Genomic DNA, 22,805 nt, shown 5'->3' with positions numbered 1-22,805 from the left:
AATGCCGAAGCGATCCGCGCCCCTTCTCCGGCTTCCTCGGCCGAAAGTCTGATGTGGCGACGGCGGTCTGGCCGTAGCGTGACCTGCCATGATCTCCGAGTTCCGGTCCCGCTTCCGGTCCCGATTCCGTTTCCGGCACCTGTGGCTGGGTGTGGTCGGCGTCAGTCTGGTCGTCCTCGTGGTCCTGGAGGGGCTGAACGCGCCGCTTCCGCCGATGGCCGCGGCGACGATGGTGTCCGGGGTGCTGTGCCTGGCCGCGTTCGCCGTGCCGGAACGCCTCTTCACGCGCTACGCCATCGGCGCGGCGGCCGTCTCATGTGTGCTGACCGTGGTGGAAGCGCAGCTCTCCCAGCGCCCCCCGAACACCCCGGGCCTGGCGGAGCTGGGCGTGCTGCTCCTGCTCATCACCCGCGCCGTGCGGCGCTGCCGGCCCCTGCGAGCGGCCGGGCCGGCCGCGGGAACCGCACTCGCCGCCGTGGTTCTTCCCCTGCGGATCGACGTGTGGGACAACAACCTCCTGAACCTGATCGCCGTCATCGCGGTCTGCGCCGTGCCGTTCATGGTGGTGGTGGGGCTGTGTCTGCGTCTGTACGACACGCTGCGGGAGCGGGAGCGCGAAGCCATCCGGCAGGGCCAACGCCTCGAGCACGCACGGGAGTTGCACGACTTCGTGGCCCACCATGTCACGGCGATCGTCGCGCAGACCAAGGCCGCGCGCTTCACGGCCGCGGCCGGCCACACCCAGTCCCCGGAAGACCTGGACCGGATGCTCGCCCAGATCGAGCGGGCCGGATCCCAGGCGCTGGGGTCGATGCGCGCCATGGTCTCCAGCCTGCGGGACCACACCACCGCCTCCGCCGCGACCCGGCCCACGGGCGATCCGGCGGGGCTGCGCGGTCTGCGCGATCTCACCGAGGAGTTCTCCGAGGTGGGGCCGCCCGCCGAGCTGACCCTCGCCCCGGAACTCGCCGACCGGCCACTGCCGCCCGGCATCCTCACCACCGTCCACCGGGTGGTGCAGGAGTCGCTGACCAATGTGCGCAAGCACGCCACCGGGGTCGGCCGGGTCGAGGTGCGGATCGGTGTGCGGCCCGACGACCCGGAGCGGCTGGAGGTGTCGGTCGTCGACGACGGGCAGGGTGGCGCCTCGCCGGCCGCCGGGCGGTCGGTCGAGGGGGGCGGCTACGGCCTGGTCGGCCTGGCGGAGCGGGTCGAGAAGGTCAACGGGGGTATCACCACAGGGCCGCGGGACGGCGGCGGCTGGCACGTGGTGGCCGTTCTCCCCCTGGGCAAGGCGGACAAGGCGAACACGGTGGACAGCGCGGACGCGGCGACCTTGGGCGAGGCGGCTCCGAAGGTGACCTCCTCCGGCTGACGGCCCGCGCGCCTGCGATCATGCGTGACATGACGATCCAGGTGCTCATCGCCGACGACCAGGAGATGGTCCGCGCCGCCTTCCGCATGATTCTCGACTCCCAGCCGGACATGCGGGTGGTCGCCCAGGCGGCGACCGGTGTCGAGGCGGTCGAGCAGGCCCGCCGGCTGCGGCCCGACGTCTGCCTTCTGGACATCCGCATGCCCGAGCTGGACGGTCTGGAGGCCACCCGGCTCCTCGCCGGGCCCGATGTGCCGGACCCCCTCAACGTCCTCATCGCCACCACCTTCGACCTCGATGAGTACGTCTACCGGGCGCTGCGCAACGGCGCGTGCGGCTTTCTGCTCAAGGACGGCGCGCCCGGCCTGCTCACCGAAGCGGTGCGGGCCGCGGCCTCGGGCAACTCGCTGATCTCCCCGTCGGTGACCGTCCGCCTGCTCGCACACATGGGACCCCACCGCGACCGGTCGGCCCCCTCCGAGACCCGTCCGGCCAGCCGGGGGAGGGGCGGGGCGGAGGATCTGATCGAGCCGCTGACCCAGCGGGAACGCGAAGTGGTCCGGCGGGTCGCCCGCGGCCGTACCAATGAGGAAGTCGCCGTCGATCTCCATGTCACCCTGTCCACGGTCAAGACCCACCTCGGCAACGTCCAGCGCAAACTGGCCGCCCGCAACCGCGTCGAGATCGCGGCCTGGGCCTGGGAGCACGGCATGGTGGACCAGTCCTCGCCGAGTGGCGGAGGGTGATCCGCCCGGCGGCATGCCCTGAGGAGTCGGCCCGTTACCAGGTGCGGGCGGCGCGCTGAAGCCGCTCGCGGACCCGGGCCACGTCCGGGTTGGCGTCGGCCCCCGGCCGCTGTACGAGAAAGAGCGTGTTGAGCGGCGGCTCAGCGGGCTCATGGAGCAGAACGAGCCCGCCGGATGTGAGTTCGTCCTGGCACAGGTAGCGCGGGAGCACGCTGTACCCCGCGCCCGCGACGACGGCCGACACGGCCCCGCGCAGATCCGGCACAGTCACCGCGGCCTGGGCGGTGAGCCGCTTGCCGAAGACATCGCGCCAGTACCGGCGGGCGATGGGGAGGTCCTCCGCATAGGTGATCAGCGGCACGTCACGGACCGCGGCACACGGCCCGTCGGCCGCCAGCCGCTCCCCGATGCGCCCGGCCCAGCCGGGGGAGGCGACCAGCACATAGTCCTCGTCCACCAGCGGCAGCGAGGTCAGCGCGCGGCCGCCGGGGCGCCTGGTGGCGATCACGAGATCGTGGTGTCCCGCGCGCAGCGCGTCCAGCAGCGGATCGGTCAGCCCCATCGTGATCCGCAGCCGCAGCCCCTCGGCGACCAGCGAGGCGAGTGCGGGCAGGGCGCGGGCGCACAGCAACTCGGCCGGCCCGGCCAGGTGGACCGGGATGGCGCGTCCGGTGAGGACGGTGCTCCGGCCGCCGAGGGAGGCGAGGGCGTCGAGTGGCCCGGCGATCTGCCCGGCCAGATCGTGGGCGAGGTGGGTGGGTTCCACACCGCGCGGCAGCCGGGTGAACAACTCCCGCCCGGTCTGCTGCTCCAGGGTGCGGATCTGGGCGGTGACGGTCGGCTGGGAGAGTCCGAGCAGTGGCGCCGCGGCGGTGAACGAGCCGGAGCGGTAGACGGCCAGAAAGGTCCGCAGCAGATTCAGATCGGCATGCGGCGGCGTCCGTCCGCCGCCGATGACGAGGTCGTCGCCCAGGTGTGTCCCGTCCTCCATGCCGCCCAGCATAGAGAGACGCAGGGCTCTTCCTGCCATCGGAATCCCGATGCCGACGATCGACTCACCTATTGGCGTTTCGATGCCCAGTGGATCTACCTTCGAGCACGCCGCCAGGACGGCGGCGACACATGGGGGGCGGCAACGCCCCAGGAGATCCCAGCGATCACACGTACGCCGGGTGATCGCATCGAGGAGTGAGCATGGCGAAGATCCTGTTCGTGATGACCGGTGCCGACCAGTGGACACTGGCCGACGGTACCAAGCACCCCACCGGCTACTGGGCCGATGAGGCCGTCGCCCCCTATGAGGCGTTCAAGACCGCGGGCCATGAGATCACCGTGGCCACGCCCGGCGGCGTCGTCCCGCCCGTCGACGCCGCCAGCCTCAGCCCCGAGGCCAACGACGGCCCGGAGAACGCCGCCAGGATCAGGAGCGTTGCCGAGACCGCCGCCGAATTCCACGCCCCCATCGCGCTGAGCGAGGTGCGGCTGGACGAGTACGACGCCGTCCACGTCCCCGGTGGCCACGGCCCCATGGAGGACCTCGCGGTCGACGCCGACTCGGGCCGGATCCTCACCCTGGCAGTGCGGAGCGGTATGCCGGTGAGCGTGGTCTGCCACGGGCCGGCGGCGCTGCTGGCGGCGGTCACCGAGGACGGCACTCACGCCTACGCCGGCTACCGGATCACCGCCTTCACCAACGAGGAGGAGACGATGGCCGGCAACGCCGACAAGGCCAAGTGGCTCTTGCAGGACCGCCTGACCGAGGCGGGCCTGACGGTGCGGGTGGGCGAGCCCTTCGCACCGCATGTGGAGGTCGACCGCAATGTGATCACCGGCCAGAACCCGGCCTCCTCCGGCCCGCTCGCGGACGAACTGCTCAAGAAGCTCGGCTGACCTCTTATCCCTCGTCCCCGTCCACCGCACCGGTGGACGGGCCGTCGACAGCGGGGGCGCCCCCCTACTGGAACTCAGCCGCCCATGCCCTCGGACGCACGGCCGCGTACCGCCCTGGCCTCGGTTGTCCGCGGATGTGCGCCGCCGAAGGCGCGCTCACAGGCTCGGATGGCGTCGTCGCACAGACTTCGCACGTCGGTCCAGGTGAGTCTGTCCGGACGAGTGGGCGTGACCGTGCGCCCCAGCCACTTCACCACCGGGGCCGGAAACATCCCGACGCCTCGTGTGCGCTGCCTGTCGCCTCGCTGCCGAGAGGCGACGATCTCGGCCGTCACCTCGGCATGCGCCAGACGGATGAGCGCGTCTGTCTCCGGGCTGTCCTGGTCGAGCCGAAGCCGCCCGGCCCAGGGGATCACATCGTGCACCAGCCCCAGTGCCTCTTCCCACCGATGTTGCCGCGCGACAGCTTGGGCTCGGTGCATCTGGGCGAGCAAGCGTCCCGGATGCTCCGCCCCCTGGGTTCTCCAGAGCAGCCCTACGGCGGCTTGCAGCAGCCTCTCGCTCTCGGGGTACCGCCGCAGGCCGTAGAGAGCGTTGCCCAGGGCGTGCTGAACTCTGGCGGCGAAACCAAGCACGTCGCATTGGGTCTGGGAGAGATCCCGGGTGAACGGGCCTTCGGCGTCATTGGTGAGAACGTCCCTCATGCTGGGACCGGTTCGCCCGACCAGCGACAGTCCGTGTTCGGCGGCGTCCTTCTCCGCCGTGGCGAGGACCCGGCGGAGCACCACTTCGGCTTCGCCGAAGTCTCCCCGTCCGCTGTGAAGTTGACCGAGCGCGAGGTCGTCCTTGAGGTCACCCTGGCCGCTCATCAACAGCTGGACGGCGAGCGGCAGCCCCTCTTCGTAGCGGCCGCGCGCCAGGTACGCGTCCCGCACTCGGCGCGCCGCCGTGACGGACCGGGCCGGATCGCCGTCGCGGCGCCATAGCAGGGCCAGTACGTGCGGCGTCAGGAGGGGCAGGCCGGAGTCGTTCGGCGGCGCCGCCACGGCATGGTCCAGAAGCGCCCCCGCATACGTGCACAGGCGGGCACGTTCATCGGGCGTTTCGCATGCGGAGTCCACCGGCGCGGCGGCGCCCACCCGGATACAGGGCACCCTGGGTTCGCCGGGTTCCCCGGATGCCGTGACGGGCTCGACGGTGAACTCACTGAGCTCAACTGCCACCCGGTCAGCGGAGAGCTCCGGTATGCCGACTGCCGAGATCGCCGCGGGCGAGAGCACATACAGCGGCAGGGGTGCCTCCGCGAAGCATGACAGCAGATGCCGGAGGGACAATGGCCTGCCGCTCCGGAGCGAGCCGGGAAGGCCATCCCGGTCCGAAGAGGGCAGCGGTGCCCGGCTGAGTGGGGCAGACAGCGCTTGGGGCGGTGGCAGGTGCCGTATCACGGCGACCGCGGCCGCCGCGGCATGGGCGGCGGCGCGAGGCTGGTGCTCGGTGTCGGCCTCAGCGTACTTATTGCCATCGGCCATGTCGCTGATGCCACGGATGGTCAGGGCCTCGATACGGCCGATCTGGGCGGCATGCGCCATTCCGGCGCTCTCCATCTCGATGGCCACGGCGTCGTTGTAGTGCGTCCGCAGCTGCTGGCGCAGTACGGAGGTGGCGGAGTTGAGCACAACGTCGCCGGCCGCGACGGGCTTGAAGTGTACGCGTGGGTGCCGCTGCCCGTCGGTGTCGCCTGGTGCCGACGCCGTGTGCCATGACTGGCCACGCAGTGCGTGCTTGGCCGATTGCACCAGCTCGTGTGAACCGGCCCAGCCCTCCGGCCGGGCCAGAAATCCTTCGGGGGCGTCCTTGCCGCCGTGAACGGAATGCACCCGAGTGGCGACGACGACATCACCGAGTGCCAGGTCGTCTTTGAGCGCGCCCGCGACTCCCACGAACAGGAGCGCTCTGGGCGAGAAGAGCTGGCGGGCCTGCTCGGTGACGACAGCGGCCGAGTCATTGCCCTCTCCGACCTCTGCCAGCGCCGTCCGCCACGCGGTCCCGGCGAGCGTGCCCACTTCGAAGACGGTGCCGGTCTCATGCCGGACGAAGTCCCGTTCCCCGAGGTACGCCCGCACTGCCTCATACTCCAGGCCCAGTGCAGTCAAGATCACTACTGTGTCGCTCAACCGGGCTCTCTCCAGTGATCGAGGGACATTCCCGGGCACTCTATCGCCGCGTCGCCGCAACCTCCCGGGGAGCCATCCGCGCGTACCCGCGCAAGTGCGGCATCCGCGCGGTGATTCCCGTCCCCGCGGACACCTAGGCGCTACGGGGCGCGGACGACTTGGTCGGCGGTTGCCAGCCTTGTGTGAGGATGTCGAAGATCGCGTCGACGGCGGCCCGGCGGTCCTGCTGGCCGCGGGCCAGGGCCGGGACCTCGAGTACGAATCGGGCAAGCGTCACACAGGCGAGGTTGTCGTGGTCGACGCCGAGTTCGTCGGCGATGGCGGCGCTGAGGCTGTCGGTGTGCCGGGTCCACATGCGTTCCGCGTAGGCGCGCAGTGCCGGGGTGGAGTCCACCAGGTTGGTGAACTCGGCCATCCGCGGATGCGCCGTGATCGGCAGCCAGGAGTCGAGGACATGCTGTCGGAGGGCATCGAGGATGCTCTGCCCGGCGGCTCGCTGCCGCACCGCCGCGATCAGTTGTGATTCCCGGCCCTGCTCCTGGTCGAATACCAGCGCTTCCTTGCCGGTGAAGTGCTTGAAGACCGTCGTGGTCGACACGTCGGCCGCGTCGGCGATGTCACGGATGCTCACCTGATCGTAGCCGCGTTCCAGGAAGAGCTGCAGCGCGGCGTCGGCGATCGCCTGGCGGGTGGCCGCCTTCTTGCGTTCGCGGCGGCCGACGGGGGGCTCGGTCATGATGTGAGCATATCCGATAGTTGCATCGAGGGCTAAGTGGACTCGTTGCACTTTTTTATTGAGTCTGCTTTTCTGGGGTCTGCGAGAACCCGAGCGGCACCTCTTCCTCGGCATGCTCCTCGTCCGCACCGCGTCGCGGGTCGCCGTCCTGTGCGTCGAGAAGGCCCGGTGCGCGGCATGTCCGAGGCCGAGGGTGATGCCGGAACGCCCGGCACTGCTCGCCCCATGCCTCCTCTTCGCCGGTGAAAGGAACCACCATGACCTCACCCGAGCCCGCCCACGCCCGCATCAGCGTCATCGGTGCCGGGCCCGGCGGCCTGACCTGCGCCCGCATCCTCCAGCAGCGCGGCATAGCGGTCACCGTCTACGACCGTGACTCGGGCCCCGGCGCGCGCAACCAAGGCGGCACCCTCGACCTGCACGCGGACAACGGCCAGATCGCCCTGCGCGAAGCCGGCCTTCTCGACGAGTTCTTCAAGCTGGCCCGCCCCGAAGGGCAGGAAATGCGGAAGATGGACTCGTCCGGGACGGTGACGTTCCATCACGTCCCGGAGACGGACGAGCTGTTCAAGCCGGAAATCGACCGCGGCCAGCTGCGCACCCTGCTGCTCGACTCCCTGCACCCGGGAACCGTGCACTGGGGCCGCGCCCTCGATGCGGTCAGCGGGCCCGCCGATGGGCCGCGGCAGCTGTCCTTCGCCGACGGCACGACCATCGAGACCGATCTGGTCATCGGCGCCGACGGCGCCTCATCCCGGGTACGCCCGGCCGTGTCCCCGGCCGTTCCCGAGTACACCGGGGTGAGCTTCCTGGAGGCATGGTTCTCCGACGTCGAGAACCGGCACCCCGACCTCGCCGAGCTGGTCGGCTCGGGCAGCGCCGGCGCGGCCGACGGCGACCGTGGCCTGTTCGCCCAGCGCAACAGCGGAGACCACATCCGCGTCTACGTCATCCGGCGAGCCCCGGTCGACTGGCTCGCCAGGAGCGGCCTGACCACCGATGACACCGACGGCATCCGCGCCCTGCTCCTCGAGGAGTACGCCCACTGGTCGCCCCGCATGCGCCAGATGATCACCACCAACGACGGCCCCTACGTCGACCGCCCGCTCTTCGCCCTCCCGGTCCCGCACACCTGGGACCACAACCCGACGGTGACCCTGCTGGGCGACGCCGCCCACCTCATGCCCCCGCTCGGTGTCGGCGTCAACCTCGCCATGCTCGACGCGAGCGAACTCGCCCTCGCCCTCGCGGACGCGGCCACCGTCGATGACGCCATCCGCGTCTACGAGAAGACCATGCTCCCCCGCTCCATCGAGATGGCCAAGGTCCTCGAAGGCGGAGCCGAGCATCTGCTGTCCGCCGACGTACCCGAGCACTTCTAGAGGCAATGGCGAAACGCCCCAGCCGTCGCGGATCAGGCGGGTCCGGACGTCGTGCCCCGGATGACGAGGTGCGGGGCGACCACCGCCTCCCCGGTGGGTGTCCGCTCGCCCTCCAGGCGGGCGATGGCCCGGCCGACGGCGAGTTCGGCGATGCGGGGGATGTCGTGGCCGACGGTGGTGAGGTTGACATGGGCCAGGCGCGCCAGATGGCTGTCGTCGAAGCCGATGACCGCCACCAGGTGGTCCACGGACTGGCGGGCGCCCTCGTCATCGGCGGTCCGCACCACCTCCACGCCCGGGGTGGTCCCGCGCAGCCGGCGGGCCACGGAGACGCCCGGGAGCTGTCCGGCGAGTTCGGTCAGCCGCGCGGCCGGGGCCTGCGGGCCGAGCAGGATCAGGGCCGCGCAGCGGTCGGCGAGCAGGGTGTCGGTCGCCCGCTGCTCGCCACGGTCCGCGGCCACGGCGCTCAGCGCGATCTGGTACCCGGCCGGCTCGGCCACCGCGTAGACGCCCTCCAGCAGATCGGCGTGGAAGGGGTGCTGGAGGCTGAACTGCACCCCGAGGAGAGGGGACCGGTGGCTGCGCAGCAGCCGGGCGCGACTTCACCGAGTGTGTGCGCACACCGGACGCGCCCCCTCCGTCACCGGACAGGACGCCCGCGCCGCCCTGTCCATCGCGCTCGCGGCCATCCAGTCGGTCACCACCAACGGACCCGTCCGGGTCGGCGACACCGTGGCGCAGGCCCTCACACCGCCTCGGCGGGCTTCCGGTAGACCACGACATACCCGCCCTCCGCGGTGAAGGGCGCCCGCGACCAGCCGTCCCAGCGCCCTTCCAGCCGGAGGCCCGCCAGCCGTGCCATCAGGTCCAGCTCGGTGGGCCACGCGTAGCGGAACATCATGGGGTACAGCTTCGTTCCGCCCTCGGTGATCGCGACGTACTGCCGGTTGACCGTCTGCGTCACCCGGTCGAACTTCGAGACCCGCAGGACCACCTGGTCGAGTGCCACATGAAGGGCGTCGCTGGCCTGCGGCTGGATCAGCCGGTGCGGATCGGGGACGAACAGCTGGAGGACGAAGGCGCCACCGGGGGCCAGCCGCGCTGCCACGTTCTGGAAGCAGCGGATCTGGGTCTCCTGGTCGCGCAGCAGGAAGAACGTGTGCTGGACGGCGTAGACGAGGTCGAAGGTCCCGTCGACGGCGGCCTCCGCGAAGTCGCCCTCGACGGCCCGCACCTGTGCGCTGCCCGGCTTGTCGGCCATCTGCTGGAGCATGACGGGGGAGGCGTCGATGCCGGTGACCCGCACCCCCCGCTCCGCCAGCGGCAGGGCGACCCGCCCGGTGCCCACCCCGAGCTCCAGCGCATGGCCGGGCTTGGCCACGTCCACGAGGAACCCCACCGCCGCGTCCTCGTCCTTCGCGGCCGGCCAGCCGATGGCGTCGTGGTCGGTCATGTGGTCGCCGTAGGTCGACGATTCGTATCCCTGCACGTGCGCACTCCTCTGGCTAGGCGACTCGGCGCGGGCCCAGCAGGCCCTTGGCGGCGAACGGAACGAGAACGAGGGTGAGCGCCGCGGAGAGCAGCAGTCCGCCGCGCGCACCGAGCGCACTCACCAGCGGGCCGCTGAGCGGCAGGCCGATCGGGGCCGCCAGCGTCGAGCCGGTGGTCCAGAGCGTGATCACCGGCTGCTGCTCATGGGGCGGGAGTTCCGACTGCACAAAGGTGTAGGCGATGGGTGTGAAGGGGGCGTAGATGAGTCCGCCCAGGGCGAAGGCGCACATCGCCACGGGCCCGGAGGGGGCCAGGGCGAGCAGTACCACCGAACCGCCCCACAGCGCGATGACCGCCACCAGGACGGCCTGCTGGTGCAGTTTCCGCAGGGACCCGGTGAGCGCCCCGCCGAGCAGCGCCCCGGCGCCGAAGGCGGTCCAGATGAGGCCCAGGGTGTTTCCGTCCCCGTGGAGATCCCCGTTGACCAGCACGGGAAGCGCCACTTCCACCGGCATATAGGACAGATTGAAGAAGAAGACCACGAAGAACAGGCGGGCGGCCACCGGACGCAGCCGCAGGATCCGCCACCCGGACTCCGTCGACCGCTCCGCCCGGGGCGCTCTCGGCTGTGGCGGCACGACGAGCGCGACGGCCCCGAACAGCAAGAGGAAGCTGAGCGCTTCGAGGAGGACGGCCACGTCCGCTCCGAACGCGACCGTGACCGCGCCACCGACCGCCGGCCCCACGACGTAGAGCGCCAGGCTGTTGGCGAAGCCCAGCAGTCCGTTGACGGTGAAGAGCTCGTCCTTCCCGGCCATACCGGTGGCGACGAGGCGCCGGCCGCTGGACGCCGTCTGATGCAGGACGGACCCGAGGAGCAGCGCCACCACCAGGAACCGGATGTCGATCCGGTCGGCCATGGCGGCGAGGCCCACCACCGTGAAGAGGACGGTGCGCAGCGCGCTGTCGGTGATGACCACGGCCCGGGTGGGCAGTCGCAGCCGTCCCAGGCCGATGCTGAGGGCGAGCACGGTCGACAGCACATAGGGTGCGGTCATCACCAGGCCGACCGCCACGGGGGCGGAGAGCTGCCCGTGGTGGCGTAGGGCCAGCAGCGGCAGGGCGATCAGCAGGATGCCATCGCCCACGCTGGAGACCACATAGCCGGCGAGCAGTACGGCCAGGCGCGGGTTCCCCGTCAGCACCTGGCGGTAGGTGCGGTGGCCAGCGGCCCCGCCCGCCGTCTCGTCCGTGGTGTCCGTACTCATGGGCGGTCCGTTCGCGCTTCGCGGGGCGGGTGGAAGGACAGGTCCGCGATCCACAGGGTGTCGGGCACCAGCAGAGCCCAGCGGGTGCCCCGGGCGGACGGGTCGTCGCGCAGGCTGAACCGGGCGTCCCACAGCTCCTCCCGTTCGCCCAGGTACCGGGTGAGCTTGCGGCGGCCCCGGTCCGTGTCGAAGTCCACCACCCGGCCGTGGCCACGGGCGATGACCTGGTGAACGGTGCCGGTCGCGAGGTCGCACGAGTCCACCACGAGTTCGAAGACCGGGGCGCGGTCCAGACGCTCCTCCAGCCGGGCCCAGGGGCCCGTGAGCACCCAGAAGGCGTGGTCCTCCCACAGGAACCACACGGGCCGCACCCGTGGGCCCTCGGTGGCCAGCCGGGCCACCAGGGGCCGGGCCAGGAACGCGTCCACGTCGAACGGGGCCTTGTCGAGACCCGGGAAGGTTCCGTCGTCGTCCCTGGTGAGCTTCATGAGCGGGGTCCCGTGCGCAGGGTCTGCCACGCCCGTTCCAGCCGGGCGACGCCTTCGACGATGTCCTCGGCACGGGTGCAGGAGAAGGACAGCCGGAGGGTGGACGGGTCGGGCCCGGTCGCGTAGAAATCGGTCCCCGGTACGAAGGAGACACCTTCCTCGACCGCGGCGGCCAGCAGTGCGGTGGCGTCGGCGCCCCCCGGAAGCCTCGCCCAGACGAAGAAGCCGCCGTGGGGCACCTCGAACTCCAAAGCCCCCTCGAAGGAGCCGGCCAAGGCGCTCACCAGTGCGTCGCGGCGTTTGCGATAGAGATGACGGGCGTGCTCCAGCCGGGTGGCCAGAAAGCCGGGCTCCTGGACGAGCTGATGCACCACTTGCTGCATCAGAAGCGAATTTCCCAGGTCCGCCGCCTGTTTGAACTTCATCAGCACATCGGTGAGAAACGGTGGGAGGATCAGATGGCCCAGGCGCGCCGCGGGGAAGAGCACCTTGGAGAAGGTACCCATCCGTACGGCGCCGGCCACGGTGGAGGTCGCGGCGGCCGGCCGGGGCGCGACGGTGTCGTAGCCGAGATCCCGGTAGGGGTCGTCCTCGACGAGGACGCAGCCGTACCGCTGGGCGAGGGCGGCCAGACGGCGCCGGTGCGCGGTGTCCAGGGTGGCGCCGGTCGGATTGGCGAAGGTGGGTACCACATAGATGATTTTGGCCCGTTCCTCCACCGACAGCGCCGCTTCGAGCCGGTCGAGACCCTCGTCCGACCCGAGGGGAAGGTCGACCACCCGGGCCTGGAAGAGACGGAAGACCTGCAGCGCTCCCACATAGCTGGGCCGGTCCACGAAGACCACGTCCCCGGGATCGAGCAGCGCCTTGCACAGCAGGTCGAGGCCCTGTTGTGAGCCGTGGGTGAGAAGCACCTGCGCCGCGTCGACCGGACGGCCGAGCTCGGCGGACTCCCGGGCCGCGATCCACGACCGAAGCTCGGGCAGGCCGCTCGCGTCGCCGTACCGCAGCGGCAGGCCGCCCTGGCTCAGCAGGCGGGTGGTGGCGTCGGTGAACTCCTGGTGGCAGTAGGTCTCCGGCGCCGGGCTGCCGGCGGCCAGAGCGATCACGTCGTGGCCGTCGGTCAGCCGGAGCACGGCGCCGACGGCGGAGTCCGCGAGCTGGTCCGTACGGCTCGCCAGAGCCGGAAGCCTGCTGGGCGCGTCCGTGAAGGTCACCGGGGCTCCTCCCCGCCGTCGCTCGCGGCCGTACAGATCCGGCGCGGGGTCCGCTGACGGAAGATGAGGGTGTAGGGGACGTCGATGCCGTGCCGTTCCAGGAGGGACTGCCGCACCCGCGCGACGCCCATGGAGTCCCCGCCCAAGCCGAAGAAGTCGTCGTGGGCGCCGATGTCCGAGCGGCCGAGGACCTCCCGGAAGACGTCGATGACCTGCTGCTCGGTCTCGTCCCGCGCCGTGGCCGGACGACCGCGGAACACGATGTCCGCCGTGGGTTCCGGGAGCCGGCCGCGGTCCACCTTCCCGCTGGACAGCAGCGGCAGGGAGGGGAGGCGCACCAGGACCCCGGGCACCATCTGAGGGGGCAGCCGCCGGGCGACCGCGTCGATCACCTCATCGGGGGCCGGCCGGTCGTCGTCCGCGACCAGATACCCCACCAGCCGTGGCCGCTCCCCGTCGTGGACACGGATCGCGGCCGCGGCCCCGGTGACCCCGGGCGAGGCCAGCAGCGCGGCCTCGACGGCCGCGAGATCGACGCGGACACCGTTGACCTTCGGGTCGTCGTTCAGCCGGCGGACGAATTCCACCTGCCCCTTCTCATCGACACGCACCAGATCACCGGTGCGGTACAGGCGCCGTCCGCCGCCGTGGAATGGATCGGGTACGAAGCGCCGTGCGGTCTGTTCCGGGTCGCCGAGGTAGCCGCGGGCCAGCCCGACACCGCCGATGAACAGCTCTCCGACCTCCCCGTCGGGCACCGGGGCCAGTGCGTCGTCGAGCACATGGACCCGGGTACCGCGGATCGGACGGCCCACGGAGGGGAGCGGTCCGGTGGACCTGGACCCCTCAAAGGTGGAGCCCTCAAAGGCGGACCCCTCAAAGGGGTCGAGTCGGGCCGCGAGGCGGACGCTGGACGCCTCGGTGACACCGTAGGAGTTGACGACCTCGAAGGGCAGCCCGCGGGGCCAGACCCGCAGTTGCTCACCGCCCGTCACCAGCAGGCGCAGCGGGCAGTTGGCCGGCCAGGGGACGCCGAAGAGCCGTTCCGCGAGCCCGGTCACCACGATGCTCCAGGTCACCCCCTGGTCCAGCAGCCAGTCACGGAGCGCCCCCGGCTCGCGGACGGCGCCTTCCTCGGAGACGGCGATGGCCGCGCCCGCGGTCAGCGGAGTCCACAACTCCCATCGTGAGATGGCGAATCCGGGGGAGGCCAGCCAGCCACTGCGGTCCTCGGGGCGGATAGAGAAGGCGTCATGGGACCACAGCGCCTCGTTCACGATGCCCGCGTGCGTGAGGGCCACCGCCTTGGGACGGCCGGTCGAGCCCGAGGTGAAGTAGACGCAGGCGACAGCGCCGTCCTCGCTCTCCGGAGCCGGCGGCAGACCGGCGAGTGGCTGGTCCACGGGGGGATCCGCGACCTCGCTGATGGTCAGCCCCGGACCCACCGTCAGCCGCACTCCGGCGATCCCCAGCATGTCCGCGATCCGCGCCGGGGGCAGATCCGTCGCCAGTGGCACATAGACGCCACCGGCCTTCCACACGGCGAGCGCGGCGATCACATGCTCGGCGGAGCGTGGCGCGCCGACCCCGATGGTCATGTCGCCGGCCGCGCCCCGTGCCACCAGGGCCCGGGCCAAGTCTTCCGCGCGCCGGTCGAGTTGGCCGTAGCTGAGGACGGTGGCGCCCTCGATCAGCGCCGGCCGGTCCGGCCACCGTAGCGCGGCGTCACGCACCAGGTCGTGGGTGTGGGCCGGACTGCCGTGTCCGGACGGGTCAGCGGCCGGTGTCATGCCACACCTCCCCGATCCGTGTCTGGGGGTCCTTGAGCATGTGTTCCAGATTCTGGCAGTGGCGGTCGACGTAGCGCTGTGCGCTGCTCGGGGTGAAGACCGCGCGGTTGTACGTCATCTCGCCCTCCAGCCCGGTCGGGCCGGCGTAGAGGGTGGGCACCACGTTCTGGCCGTAGACATGCGCGTACCGATCGCCGTCCAGCTCGATGGGATAGCAGGTCTCCCTGGTGAACTCGAAGGGACGGACCTCGGCGTCGCCGATGCGTTCAGGCGGGCCCAGGTCCGCGTTGAGGACGCTGCCGCGCACCCACACGTGGTACAGCGCCCTCGCCGGCCAGGGCCGTCTGGCCGTGAAGTCCGGGTCGATCGCGTCGGCGATGCGCAGATACGGCAACTGGTTGTCGTAGGCGTCGAGCGCGGTGTCCCTGACGTGTTCCAGTAGCTCGCCGAAGGTGTGCTCGGGGCGCACCTCGACCGGCAGCAGCACCAGATCGGCGAAGTGCCCGACCGCATGCGGATCCGGTTTGAGCTCCAGCCGGGTCAGCGTGGATCCGACCACGACGCGCCGTGCCCCGCAGAGGTCCGCGAGGGCGGCCACATAGGCCGCGACATGGATCAGATACGGGGTGACCCCCGCCCGGCCGCGGAGCCCGGCGAGGGCCTCCGGATCGGCCTCGGCCCGGAACGGCGTCGTCTCGCGCAGGAAGACCGGCGGTGGGGCCGCGGGATAGTCGGTGCGGACGTCGAGCGGGGCGGGCAGGGGGCTGAGCACCCGGCGCCAGTGGTCCAGACGCCGGTCGGCGTCCGCGGGCGGCCGGGCGGCCCGCCGCACGAAGTCGCGGTACTGCTCCTGCCGTGCCGGAGGGGCGATCCCCTCGTACGCCTCGGCCAGGTGGCGGACGACCAACTGCACCGAGGGGGCGTCCAGCACCAGATGGGCGGCGGACAGGACCAGCACATGCTCCGTCGGGGAGCGGCGCACCAGGGTCGCCCGCCACAGCGGGCCCCGGACGTAGTCGAAGAGGCGGTGCTCCTCGGCTCCGGCCATCAGCTCGCAGTAGGTGTCCTGATCCTCCGGTGGCACGCCGGAGAGATCCACCAGGGCGAGGAGGGGCGGGTGCGAGTCCTCCGCGTCCTGGACGTGGGTGTGGGGTGCGGTGCCCAGGTCGCTGAGGCTGGTGCGCAGCGCCTCGTGCCGTCGGCGGACATCGGCCAGCGCCCGTTCGAGCCGCCCGGTGTCCAGGGGACCGCGCAATGTGAACGCCAGACAGACATTGGTCCTGGTCAGCGCCGCGTCGTCCGGGTTCATGAAGCGCATGCTCTCCCAGATCCACTCCTGCTGCGGACTGAGCGGAACCGGATCGCCGGACGCGGTCATTCGCCCTCCATGAGCTCGGGCAGCACGCGCTCCCCGAGCAGCCGCACCGCCCGCATGGCCTCGGTGTGCGAGACGGACCCGAACCGCAGCTGCAGGCTCAGCTCGGCACCGGGGTAGAGCTTGCCGATGCGGCGGATGGTGGCGGCGGTCTCGGCCACCCCGCCCACGATGATGTTGTCCGCGGCCATCAGACCGGCCACCGTGGTCGTGCGAGCCGCCTGTTCCATGCGCTCATAGCCCTGGTACTGGTCCGAGGTGATGCCGCGCCAACTCCCGTAAGCCTCGAGCTGTTTGTCCCGGTACGCGGCGTAGTGCTCCTCGGCTCGCGCCACCGCCTCGTCCTGGCTCTCCGCCACATAGCAGTGGTAGCTGACATGCAGTCGGAAGTCGGGGGAGTGGCCGTGTCCGATCCGGGTGGCGCGGTACAGATCGAGAAGCCCGGTGAGCTTCTCATGGCTGGCCACCACCGGGATGATCATGAGGTGGTACCCCTTGGACGCGGCCCAGGTGAAGGTCTCCGGAGAGGTGGTGGCGGCGATGAACACCGGTGGCCGGGGCAGCTGCGCGGGGCGGGGCAGCATCGCGGGCAACGGGCCGAAGCGGTGGAAGCGGCCCTCCCAGCGGAAGCCCTCGTCCGTCCACAGCCGCTCGACGGCCTCGACGTTCTCCTCCAGCAGAGCCCGGCTGTCGGCCATGTCCACCCCGAACGCCTCGAACTCCGAGGGCAGGAACGCCCGGCCGAACCCGGCGTCGAGGCGGCCATGGGAGAGGTTGTCGAGGACCGACAGTGAGGCGGCCAGCTTGATGGGGTGGGTGAACGCGGGGGTGACCGCCCCGGTCACCAGCCGTAGCCGGGTGGTCCGCCGGGCGATGGCCGACAGCAGTGCCACCGGGTCCGGGCTGTATCCGCCCCACTCGTGGAAGTGGTGCTCGACCAGCTTCACATGGCTGAAGGAGAGCCGGTCGGCCAGCTCGCTGAGCTCGATGATCTCGTCGTAGAACCGCTCGGCCGGCATCTCGCCGGGGCCCACGGTGGGAAGGAAGTTGAGCCCGACCTTCATGGTGTCACTTCCCGCGGCGGCAAGTCGTCTCGTACAGATTCCGGTACTGCCGGTCGGCGAATTCGAGCTTGGCCAGCGCACGTCCGGTCTCCAGGGCCGTCTCGTGCGGGATCAGCCGCGGCGTGCCGACGGCCTCGGCCATCAGCTGGGAGGCGGCGGCCCGTTCCATCACGATGAACAGCCAGATCGCCTCGCCCAGGGAGCGGCCCCCGGTCAGGAAGCCATGATTCTGCATGATCACGGCAGTGCCGTCGCCCATGGCCTCGATGACCTCCTTGCCCTCCTGGCGCGCGTTGACCAGACCGGTGAACCGGTCGTACAGGCCGTGCCGCCGGTAGAGGACGCAGGCGTCCTGAGTGATCGGATCGAGCAGTCGGCCCAGGGACGACCAGGTCTTGCCGTACATCGCGTGGGTATGGGCGAAGGCCACCAGGTCCGGCCGGTTGCGATGCAGTTCACCATGGAGCGGGTCCACCGAGGGATTGAGTTCGCCCGAGCCCTCCAGGACGGTGCCCTGCGCCCCGACGAGGAGCAGATCGTCGACCCTCACATGGTGGAAGTCCAGACCGAAGGGATTGACCCAGTAGGCATCCGGGTCCTCCGGGTCGCGCACGCTCACATGGCCCGCGACGCCCTCGCTGTAGCCCAGCTCCGCGAGCAGATGGATGCCCTCCACCAGAGACTGCCGCAGCACATCGCGCTCGCCTCGGTCCGGCATGGTGCAACCTCACTTTCCAGAAGCGTCGTATACGCAGCGAAAGCCGACTTCGTTGTGCCGGTCGGTGAGCAGGTCCTTACCTCGGTAGAAGGTCGACAGGCAGACCGGAGGCGAGGTCCACGTCCCACCGCGCAGCACATGGAAAGCCTCGGGACGGTTCATGAATTCCTGCCCCGAACGCCCCTTGAAGAAGGGGGCCATATCGGCCCGGGTGAAGAAATTGGTACGGGTGAGCTCCCAGACGTTCCCCGCCATGTTGAGGACGCCGTAGGGGCTCGCGCCGGCCGGATGGGAGTCGGCCGCTGCCACCGGGCGCTCGGGCCAGGAGACGGTGGTGGTGACGAGCAGCTCCTCCAGTTCCGCGAGATTCCGGATGTCGTCGCGGCCGTATGCCGTGAAGACGCTTTGTGCCTTGTCATTGCTCCATTCGTCGCCCCATGGGTAGATCCGGCCGTCGGTTCCGCGGGCGGCCTTCTCCCATTCGTTCTCCGAGGGCAGCCTGCCACCGGCCCAGCGGGCGAACGCGTAGGCGTCGTACCAGTCGACCCCGACCACCGGTAAGCCCGGCCCGTTGAACCGGGGATCGTGCCAATGCGCCGGGGTGTAGTCCTTGCCGTCGGGCTCATCGGGGTGGGCGAACTCCCTGGAACCACCCACCGCGTCCAGGAATTCCGCGTACCGGGCGTTGGTCACCGTGGTCCGGTCGATGTAATACGCGGGAAGTTCCTCGACGCGCAGCGGATTGTCGGTGTTGTCCATCTGGAAGGGGCCGATGTCGTTCACCCGGGCGCCGGCGATGAAGGGCCCGGCCGTAATCAGCACGGCATCGCGCAGGTCCGGTTCGCGTCTGGCGGAGTCCACCGTGGCCCGCAGCCGGGCGAAGTGGCGGTCCTCCAGCTCGCGGAGCTCGTCCGGATCGGTGGAGTCGAAGAAGTCGAGCAGGGCGCGCTTGGTGAAGGCGGCGCCGCAGCCCACGGGTTTGCGGGCGTAGGCGGGCTTGGTGAAGTTGCTGGGCCAGCCGGAGATGCGGATCATGTGGGCCACCGCCTCCGGGACCCGGTGCTCGCCGGCGACCTTGATGGCGGTGAACGCCACCCAGTCGACGTCGTCGTGGATCGCCTCGGTGATCGCCGCCCGTGCCTCGGGCGCGTCGACGAACCGGGCGGCGAGGGTCTCCACGGCGAGGCGCCTGACGTTCCAGTCCCGGTGCCCGACCGCCCACTCGGCCAGTTCCTTCAGCGAGAGGTCGCCGTCGGCGGCATCGGTCAGCGACTTTTCTATCCGCTGGATCCGATCACGATACTCCTGGCCTTGAAGGGAGTTTATCGATTCCTCGTTCAAGAGTCCGTGCAGCATTGTCCCACCCACCCTCGTACACACTGCCCCGACGGGGTGCCGGGCGGATACGGAGATCCGCCCGGCACCCTTTACCTATCGGTTGCGACGATTACCACTTCGTCGCGGCCTCGCCCGCCTCGCGGGAAGCCAGGAAGTCCTCGGCTGTCATCCTCAGTCACCTCCATTCGCTCGCCGGTCGGAGTTTTCCAAGCCACGCGCACAGCGTGGCCACTCATGGGCGCCCGAGGGCGCGATGACGAGAAGGTCTCCCGTTTCAAAGATTCCTGAGAGAGATGCGTACCGGGCGTGATCGCACCGAGCCGGGATCTTGTCACTGACAGGCGCTGTGGGTCAGCAGCGCACCGTGCTCATCTGCATCTTCGAAAGAATTCGACGGGGTCGGACACCCAGGAAATCAGCGGCACTACACTTCCTCCGTTGCGTGACGTCCAGCATCCGCTCGGGGAGTCGCATGTACACCTCACGGCACTATAGGCATCCGTCACCTCCGCCACAACGGATACGAGCCAAAAGTTTTTCGGCTTTATGTAATCTTGGTACTCAAGCTGAATTGAGTATTCCATTCCGCTTGTGGTTCGATCTTCGCGTCACCCGTTTCCCGAGGGGCACCCGTCTCCCGAGGGGCACTCGTCTCCCGAGGAGGCGGCCGTCTCCCGACGGGACGGGGCCCGGGTGGTGCCCGCCGGTGCGGCCCACCACCGGCACGCTCTAGGATCGGTCGGTGACCGCCGTGAAACAGCAGACCACCAGGGATCAAGCGGCACCGGGGCGGAAGCGCTCGGACGGTGCCGGCCGGAGCGCCACCGTCAAGGACGTGGCGACGCTCGCCGGGGTCTCCCCGAAGACCGTGTCGAATGTGATCAACGGCTTTGTGCATGTGTCCCCGGCGACCCGGGAGCGGGTCCAGCGGGCCATCCGGGAGCTCGGCTACCGGCCCAACCGGGTGGCCCGCAACCTCCGCCGCGGCAGCACCGGCATGATCGGTCTGGTCCTGCCCGAGCTGGACGTCCCGTACTTCGCCGAGCTGGGACGCCACTTCCTCACCACGGCAGAGGAGCACGGCCGCACCCTGCTGATCGAGCAGACCCTCGGTGACCGCGAGCGGGAGGCGGCGGTGATCCACGGCCTGGGCGACCAGGTGGTGGACGGCATGGTGGTGAGCCCGCTCGCGCTGCACGGCAGCGCGCTGGCGAACCACCTCGGCACGGTCCCGCTCGTGCTCATCGGCGAGCGCCCCAGCGGCGGCCTCGCCGACCATGTGGTGATCGACAACGTCGCCGCCGCGCAGGAGGCCGTGAGCCATCTGGCGGCCGGCGGGCGCCGCCGGATCGCCGCCATCGGGGTGCAGCCCGAGCCGTACATCGGCACACCGCTGCTGCGCAGGACCGGCTACCGCCAGGGGTTGGAGGAGGCCGGCCTGCCGCTGGACCCCCGGCTGGAGCGGGAGACCCCCCGCTACCACCTGGCCGAGGGCGCCCGGGCGATGGCGGCGCTGCTCGACCAGGCCGAACCGCCGGACGCCGTGTTCTGCTTCAACGACGCGCTCGCCCTCGGCGCACTGCGCACCCTGTACGAGCGCGGACTACGGGTGCCGGACGACATGGCCGTGATGGGCTTCGACGACATCGAGGCCGCGCGGTACAGCACCCCGAGCCTGAGCAGCGTGGCACCGGACAAGACCGCCATCGCCCGGCATGCCATCGATCTGCTGCTGGAGCGGATCGAGGCACCGGACCGCCCGGCCCGGGAAGTCGTCGTCGGACATACGCTCCACGCCCGCGAGTCCACCGAGGGCGGTGTCGCCCGGACCGCTCACTGACCTCCCAGACCCGTGGTGGCCACCGACCTGACGATCTGACGCTGGAACAGCATGAAGACGATCAGCAGCGGGATGGAGCCGAGGATCGAGGCCGCCGACTCCTGGGCGTTCCGCAGCCCGGTGGAGTCCTTCACGGTCGACAGCCCCACCGGCAGCGTCATCAGCTGCGGATCGCTGGTGCTGATGAACGGCCAGAGGAAGTTGTTCCAGGTGTTGATGAAGACGAATATCGCCACGGCCGCCAGGATCGGCCGGGAGAGCGGCAGCACCACACTCCAGAACACCCGGAAGCTGCCCGCCCCATCGATCCGGGCCGCCTCCTCCAGCTCACGCGGAATGCCGTCGAAGAACTTCTTCAGGATGAACACCATCGCGGGCGCCACCACCTGCGGCAGGATCACCGCCGCGTAGGTGTCGACGAGGTTCAACGCGAGCATCTGCCGGAAGAGCGGCACGATCAGGATCTGCGGCGGCACCATGATCGAGGCGATGGTGACGGCGAAGAGAACCCGGCGGCCGCGGAAGAGCGTACGCGAGAAGGCGTACGCCGCCATCGCCGAGATGGTCACGGTGATCGCCGTGACGCACACGGCGATCACGACGCTGTTCACCGCCCACACCGGGAGATTGCCCTGACCGAGGATGGTCCGGTAGGCGTCGAGGGTGAAGCCCGCCTTGGGGATCCAGTCGGCGCCCGACGCGCTCGCGTCGACCTCCGTCTTGAACGAGGTGTCCACGCCCCAGCCGAACGGCACCAGCCAGATCACCGTCATCAGCGCCAGCGCCAGCAGCGTCAGTACACGGGGGAGGGGGCCCGTTCCGAGAGTGGGGTGCCAGGCATGGCCGCCGTAGCGACGCCGCCGGACCACTTCCCGGGGCATGGTCGAGCGGGGTTTTCCGGGGGTACGGGGGGAGAGTGTCTCGGTGGTCATGGCGCGATCAGTCCTCCCTGCGCGAGAAGATCTTCAGCTGGGCGAGCGAGAGGACGATGATGATCCCGAAGAACACGTACGACACCGCAGAGGCGTAGCCGAGCCGGTAGTTGGTGAAGCCGGTGTCGTAGATGTACTCCAGGATCGGCCGGGTGGCCCCGTTCGGGCCGCCTTTGGTCAGCAGATAGATCTGGTCGAACACCTTCAGCGACGCCATCACCTGCAACACCGCGATCAGCGCGGTGGTCCGGCGCAGCTGGGGGAGGGTGACCGACCACAGCCGGCGCCACGCACCGGCGCCGTCGAGCGCGGCCGCCTCGTAGAGGTGGTCGGGGATCGCCTGCAACGCGGCCAGGTAGAGCAGGAAGTTGAATCCCACCGTCCACCACAGGGTCACCAGCCCGATGGACCACATCGCGTATTTCTCGTCCGTCAGCCAGGCGATCCCGTCCATCCCGAACGTCTGGAGCACGCTGTTGAGCATCCCCCGGTCCGGCTGGAACAGCATGCTCCAGATCTGGTAGACCACCGCCACCGGCAGCAGATGCGAGGCGAAGAAGGCCAGCCGCCACAGCCACTGCCCCGGCATCCCCGTGTACACCAGCAGGGCCATCACCAGGGCGACGATCACGAGGGGGACGGTGGTCAGGACGGTGAACCAGACCGTGTTGCCGAGGGTCTGCCACACCTGGCTGTCGCCGAACGCCTCGGTGTAGTTGTCCAGGCCGACGAAGACACCGTCACCGTGTCCGGTCAGGCTGGCGTCGGTGAAGCTCATCCACAGGCCGATGCCGATCGGCACGAGGAGGAAGAGCGTGAAGAACACCAGGAAGGGGGTGGCGAAGAGCCACCCGGCGCCGCCCGGGGACCGTCGCCGGTCGGTGGCGGTGGCCCGTCGGGATCCGGCGCGCCGCGATCCGGCCGCGGCCCGCCGCGCGGGCGTGGAGACGGAAGCCATCACATCGCTCCTTTCTGCGATTC

At 70.3% G+C, this 22,805-nt stretch carries 20 protein-coding genes; 5 read left to right on the top strand and 15 right to left on the bottom strand.

Annotation, left to right across the window (positions count from 1 at the left end):
- The first annotated feature begins 88 nt into the window (after nt 1–88).
- Both AS97_RS04050 and AS97_RS04045 read left to right on the top strand, forming a co-directional pair.
- Nucleotides 89–1,375 (top strand): histidine kinase, encoded by a 1,287-nt coding sequence (locus AS97_RS04050; RefSeq protein WP_210564352.1) that lies wholly within the window; start codon nt 89–91, stop codon nt 1,373–1,375.
- 29 nt (nt 1,376–1,404) lie between these two features.
- Complete coding sequence (locus AS97_RS04045) at nt 1,405–2,121, top strand: response regulator transcription factor (RefSeq protein ID WP_059142599.1); 717 nt, start codon at nt 1,405–1,407, stop codon at nt 2,119–2,121.
- A 34-nt stretch (nt 2,122–2,155) separates the two neighbouring features.
- On the opposite strand, the gene AS97_RS04040 is transcribed toward AS97_RS04045, so the two are convergent.
- Entirely contained in the window at nt 2,156–3,112 is a 957-nt protein-coding gene (locus AS97_RS04040) for a LysR family transcriptional regulator (protein WP_236669475.1), read from the bottom strand.
- A gap of 203 nt (nt 3,113–3,315) precedes the next feature.
- On the opposite strand from AS97_RS04040, the gene AS97_RS04035 reads away from it, so the two are divergent.
- The gene (locus AS97_RS04035; RefSeq protein WP_210564351.1) at nt 3,316–4,011 is read left to right on the top strand and encodes a type 1 glutamine amidotransferase domain-containing protein; all 696 of its coding nucleotides are present in this window, start codon (nt 3,316–3,318) and stop codon (nt 4,009–4,011) included.
- 74 nt (nt 4,012–4,085) lie between these two features.
- Here the strand turns inward: AS97_RS04035 and AS97_RS04030 are convergent, their stop codons facing one another.
- Nucleotides 4,086–6,164 carry a tetratricopeptide repeat protein gene (locus AS97_RS04030; protein WP_210564350.1) on the bottom strand — a complete coding sequence of 693 codons (2,079 nt, stop codon included), beginning with the start codon at nt 6,162–6,164 and terminating at the stop codon, nt 4,086–4,088.
- A gap of 154 nt (nt 6,165–6,318) precedes the next feature.
- Nucleotides 6,319–6,921 carry a TetR/AcrR family transcriptional regulator gene (locus AS97_RS04025; RefSeq protein WP_086705678.1) on the bottom strand — a complete coding sequence of 201 codons (603 nt, stop codon included), beginning with the start codon at nt 6,919–6,921 and terminating at the stop codon, nt 6,319–6,321.
- A gap of 257 nt (nt 6,922–7,178) precedes the next feature.
- Between AS97_RS04025 and AS97_RS04020 the strand changes: the two genes are divergently transcribed.
- A complete protein-coding gene (locus tag AS97_RS04020) occupies nt 7,179–8,303 on the top strand; it encodes an NAD(P)/FAD-dependent oxidoreductase (protein ID WP_059142603.1) in 1,125 nt (374 codons plus the stop codon).
- A 32-nt stretch (nt 8,304–8,335) separates the two neighbouring features.
- Here the strand turns inward: AS97_RS04020 and AS97_RS04015 are convergent, their stop codons facing one another.
- From AS97_RS04015 to AS97_RS03970, 10 genes are all read right to left on the bottom strand, one after another.
- Nucleotides 8,336–8,860, bottom strand: coding sequence for a substrate-binding domain-containing protein (locus AS97_RS04015; RefSeq protein ID WP_247204222.1), 525 nt, complete (start codon nt 8,858–8,860; stop codon nt 8,336–8,338).
- Between the two features lie 188 nt (nt 8,861–9,048).
- The gene (locus AS97_RS04010) at nt 9,049–9,792 is read right to left on the bottom strand and encodes a class I SAM-dependent methyltransferase (RefSeq protein WP_059142605.1); all 744 of its coding nucleotides are present in this window, start codon (nt 9,790–9,792) and stop codon (nt 9,049–9,051) included.
- Between the two features lie 16 nt (nt 9,793–9,808).
- Nucleotides 9,809–11,062, bottom strand: a complete 1,254-nt coding sequence (locus tag AS97_RS04005; RefSeq protein WP_125755962.1) for an MFS transporter — start codon at nt 11,060–11,062, stop codon at nt 9,809–9,811.
- The gene (locus AS97_RS04000) at nt 11,059–11,550 is read right to left on the bottom strand and encodes a pyridoxamine 5'-phosphate oxidase family protein (protein WP_059142607.1); all 492 of its coding nucleotides are present in this window, start codon (nt 11,548–11,550) and stop codon (nt 11,059–11,061) included. Before AS97_RS04000 ends, AS97_RS04005 begins: the two co-directional genes overlap by 4 nt.
- Nucleotides 11,547–12,767 carry a PLP-dependent aminotransferase family protein gene (locus AS97_RS03995; protein ID WP_059142608.1) on the bottom strand — a complete coding sequence of 407 codons (1,221 nt, stop codon included), beginning with the start codon at nt 12,765–12,767 and terminating at the stop codon, nt 11,547–11,549. The genes AS97_RS04000 and AS97_RS03995 overlap by 4 nt, the downstream gene beginning before the upstream one ends.
- Nucleotides 12,764–14,557 (bottom strand): non-ribosomal peptide synthetase, encoded by a 1,794-nt coding sequence (locus tag AS97_RS03990; protein WP_210564349.1) that lies wholly within the window; start codon nt 14,555–14,557, stop codon nt 12,764–12,766. Before AS97_RS03990 ends, AS97_RS03995 begins: the two co-directional genes overlap by 4 nt.
- A complete protein-coding gene (locus AS97_RS03985; protein WP_210564348.1) occupies nt 14,541–15,935 on the bottom strand; it encodes a condensation domain-containing protein in 1,395 nt (464 codons plus the stop codon). Before AS97_RS03985 ends, AS97_RS03990 begins: the two co-directional genes overlap by 17 nt.
- A complete protein-coding gene (locus AS97_RS03980) occupies nt 15,932–16,996 on the bottom strand; it encodes an LLM class flavin-dependent oxidoreductase (RefSeq protein ID WP_210564347.1) in 1,065 nt (354 codons plus the stop codon). Before AS97_RS03980 ends, AS97_RS03985 begins: the two co-directional genes overlap by 4 nt.
- Nucleotides 16,997–17,000: 4 nt before the next feature.
- Complete coding sequence (locus tag AS97_RS03975) at nt 17,001–17,714, bottom strand: class II aldolase/adducin family protein (protein ID WP_086706002.1); 714 nt, start codon at nt 17,712–17,714, stop codon at nt 17,001–17,003.
- A gap of 9 nt (nt 17,715–17,723) precedes the next feature.
- Complete coding sequence (locus AS97_RS03970; protein WP_210564346.1) at nt 17,724–19,070, bottom strand: SUMF1/EgtB/PvdO family nonheme iron enzyme; 1,347 nt, start codon at nt 19,068–19,070, stop codon at nt 17,724–17,726.
- A 724-nt stretch (nt 19,071–19,794) separates the two neighbouring features.
- On the opposite strand from AS97_RS03970, the gene AS97_RS03965 reads away from it, so the two are divergent.
- On the top strand, nt 19,795–20,892 hold the full coding sequence (locus tag AS97_RS03965; protein WP_079059198.1) for a LacI family DNA-binding transcriptional regulator: 1,098 nt from the start codon (nt 19,795–19,797) through the stop codon (nt 20,890–20,892).
- On the opposite strand, the gene AS97_RS03960 is transcribed toward AS97_RS03965, so the two are convergent.
- Entirely contained in the window at nt 20,886–21,824 is a 939-nt protein-coding gene (locus AS97_RS03960) for a carbohydrate ABC transporter permease (protein WP_059142614.1), read from the bottom strand. The two genes, AS97_RS03965 and AS97_RS03960, sit on opposite strands and share 7 nt — an antisense overlap.
- A 7-nt stretch (nt 21,825–21,831) precedes the next feature.
- Nucleotides 21,832–22,782 carry a sugar ABC transporter permease gene (locus AS97_RS03955; protein WP_210564345.1) on the bottom strand — a complete coding sequence of 317 codons (951 nt, stop codon included), beginning with the start codon at nt 22,780–22,782 and terminating at the stop codon, nt 21,832–21,834.
- Nucleotides 22,783–22,805: the final 23 nt, after the last annotated feature.

The sequence above is a fragment of the Streptomyces sp. AgN23 genome (assembly GCF_001598115.1).
In the GTDB taxonomy this organism is placed as follows: Bacteria; Actinomycetota; Actinomycetes; order Streptomycetales; family Streptomycetaceae; genus Streptomyces; species Streptomyces antimycoticus.
This window is presented reverse-complemented; position numbering and strand designations above follow the sequence as displayed.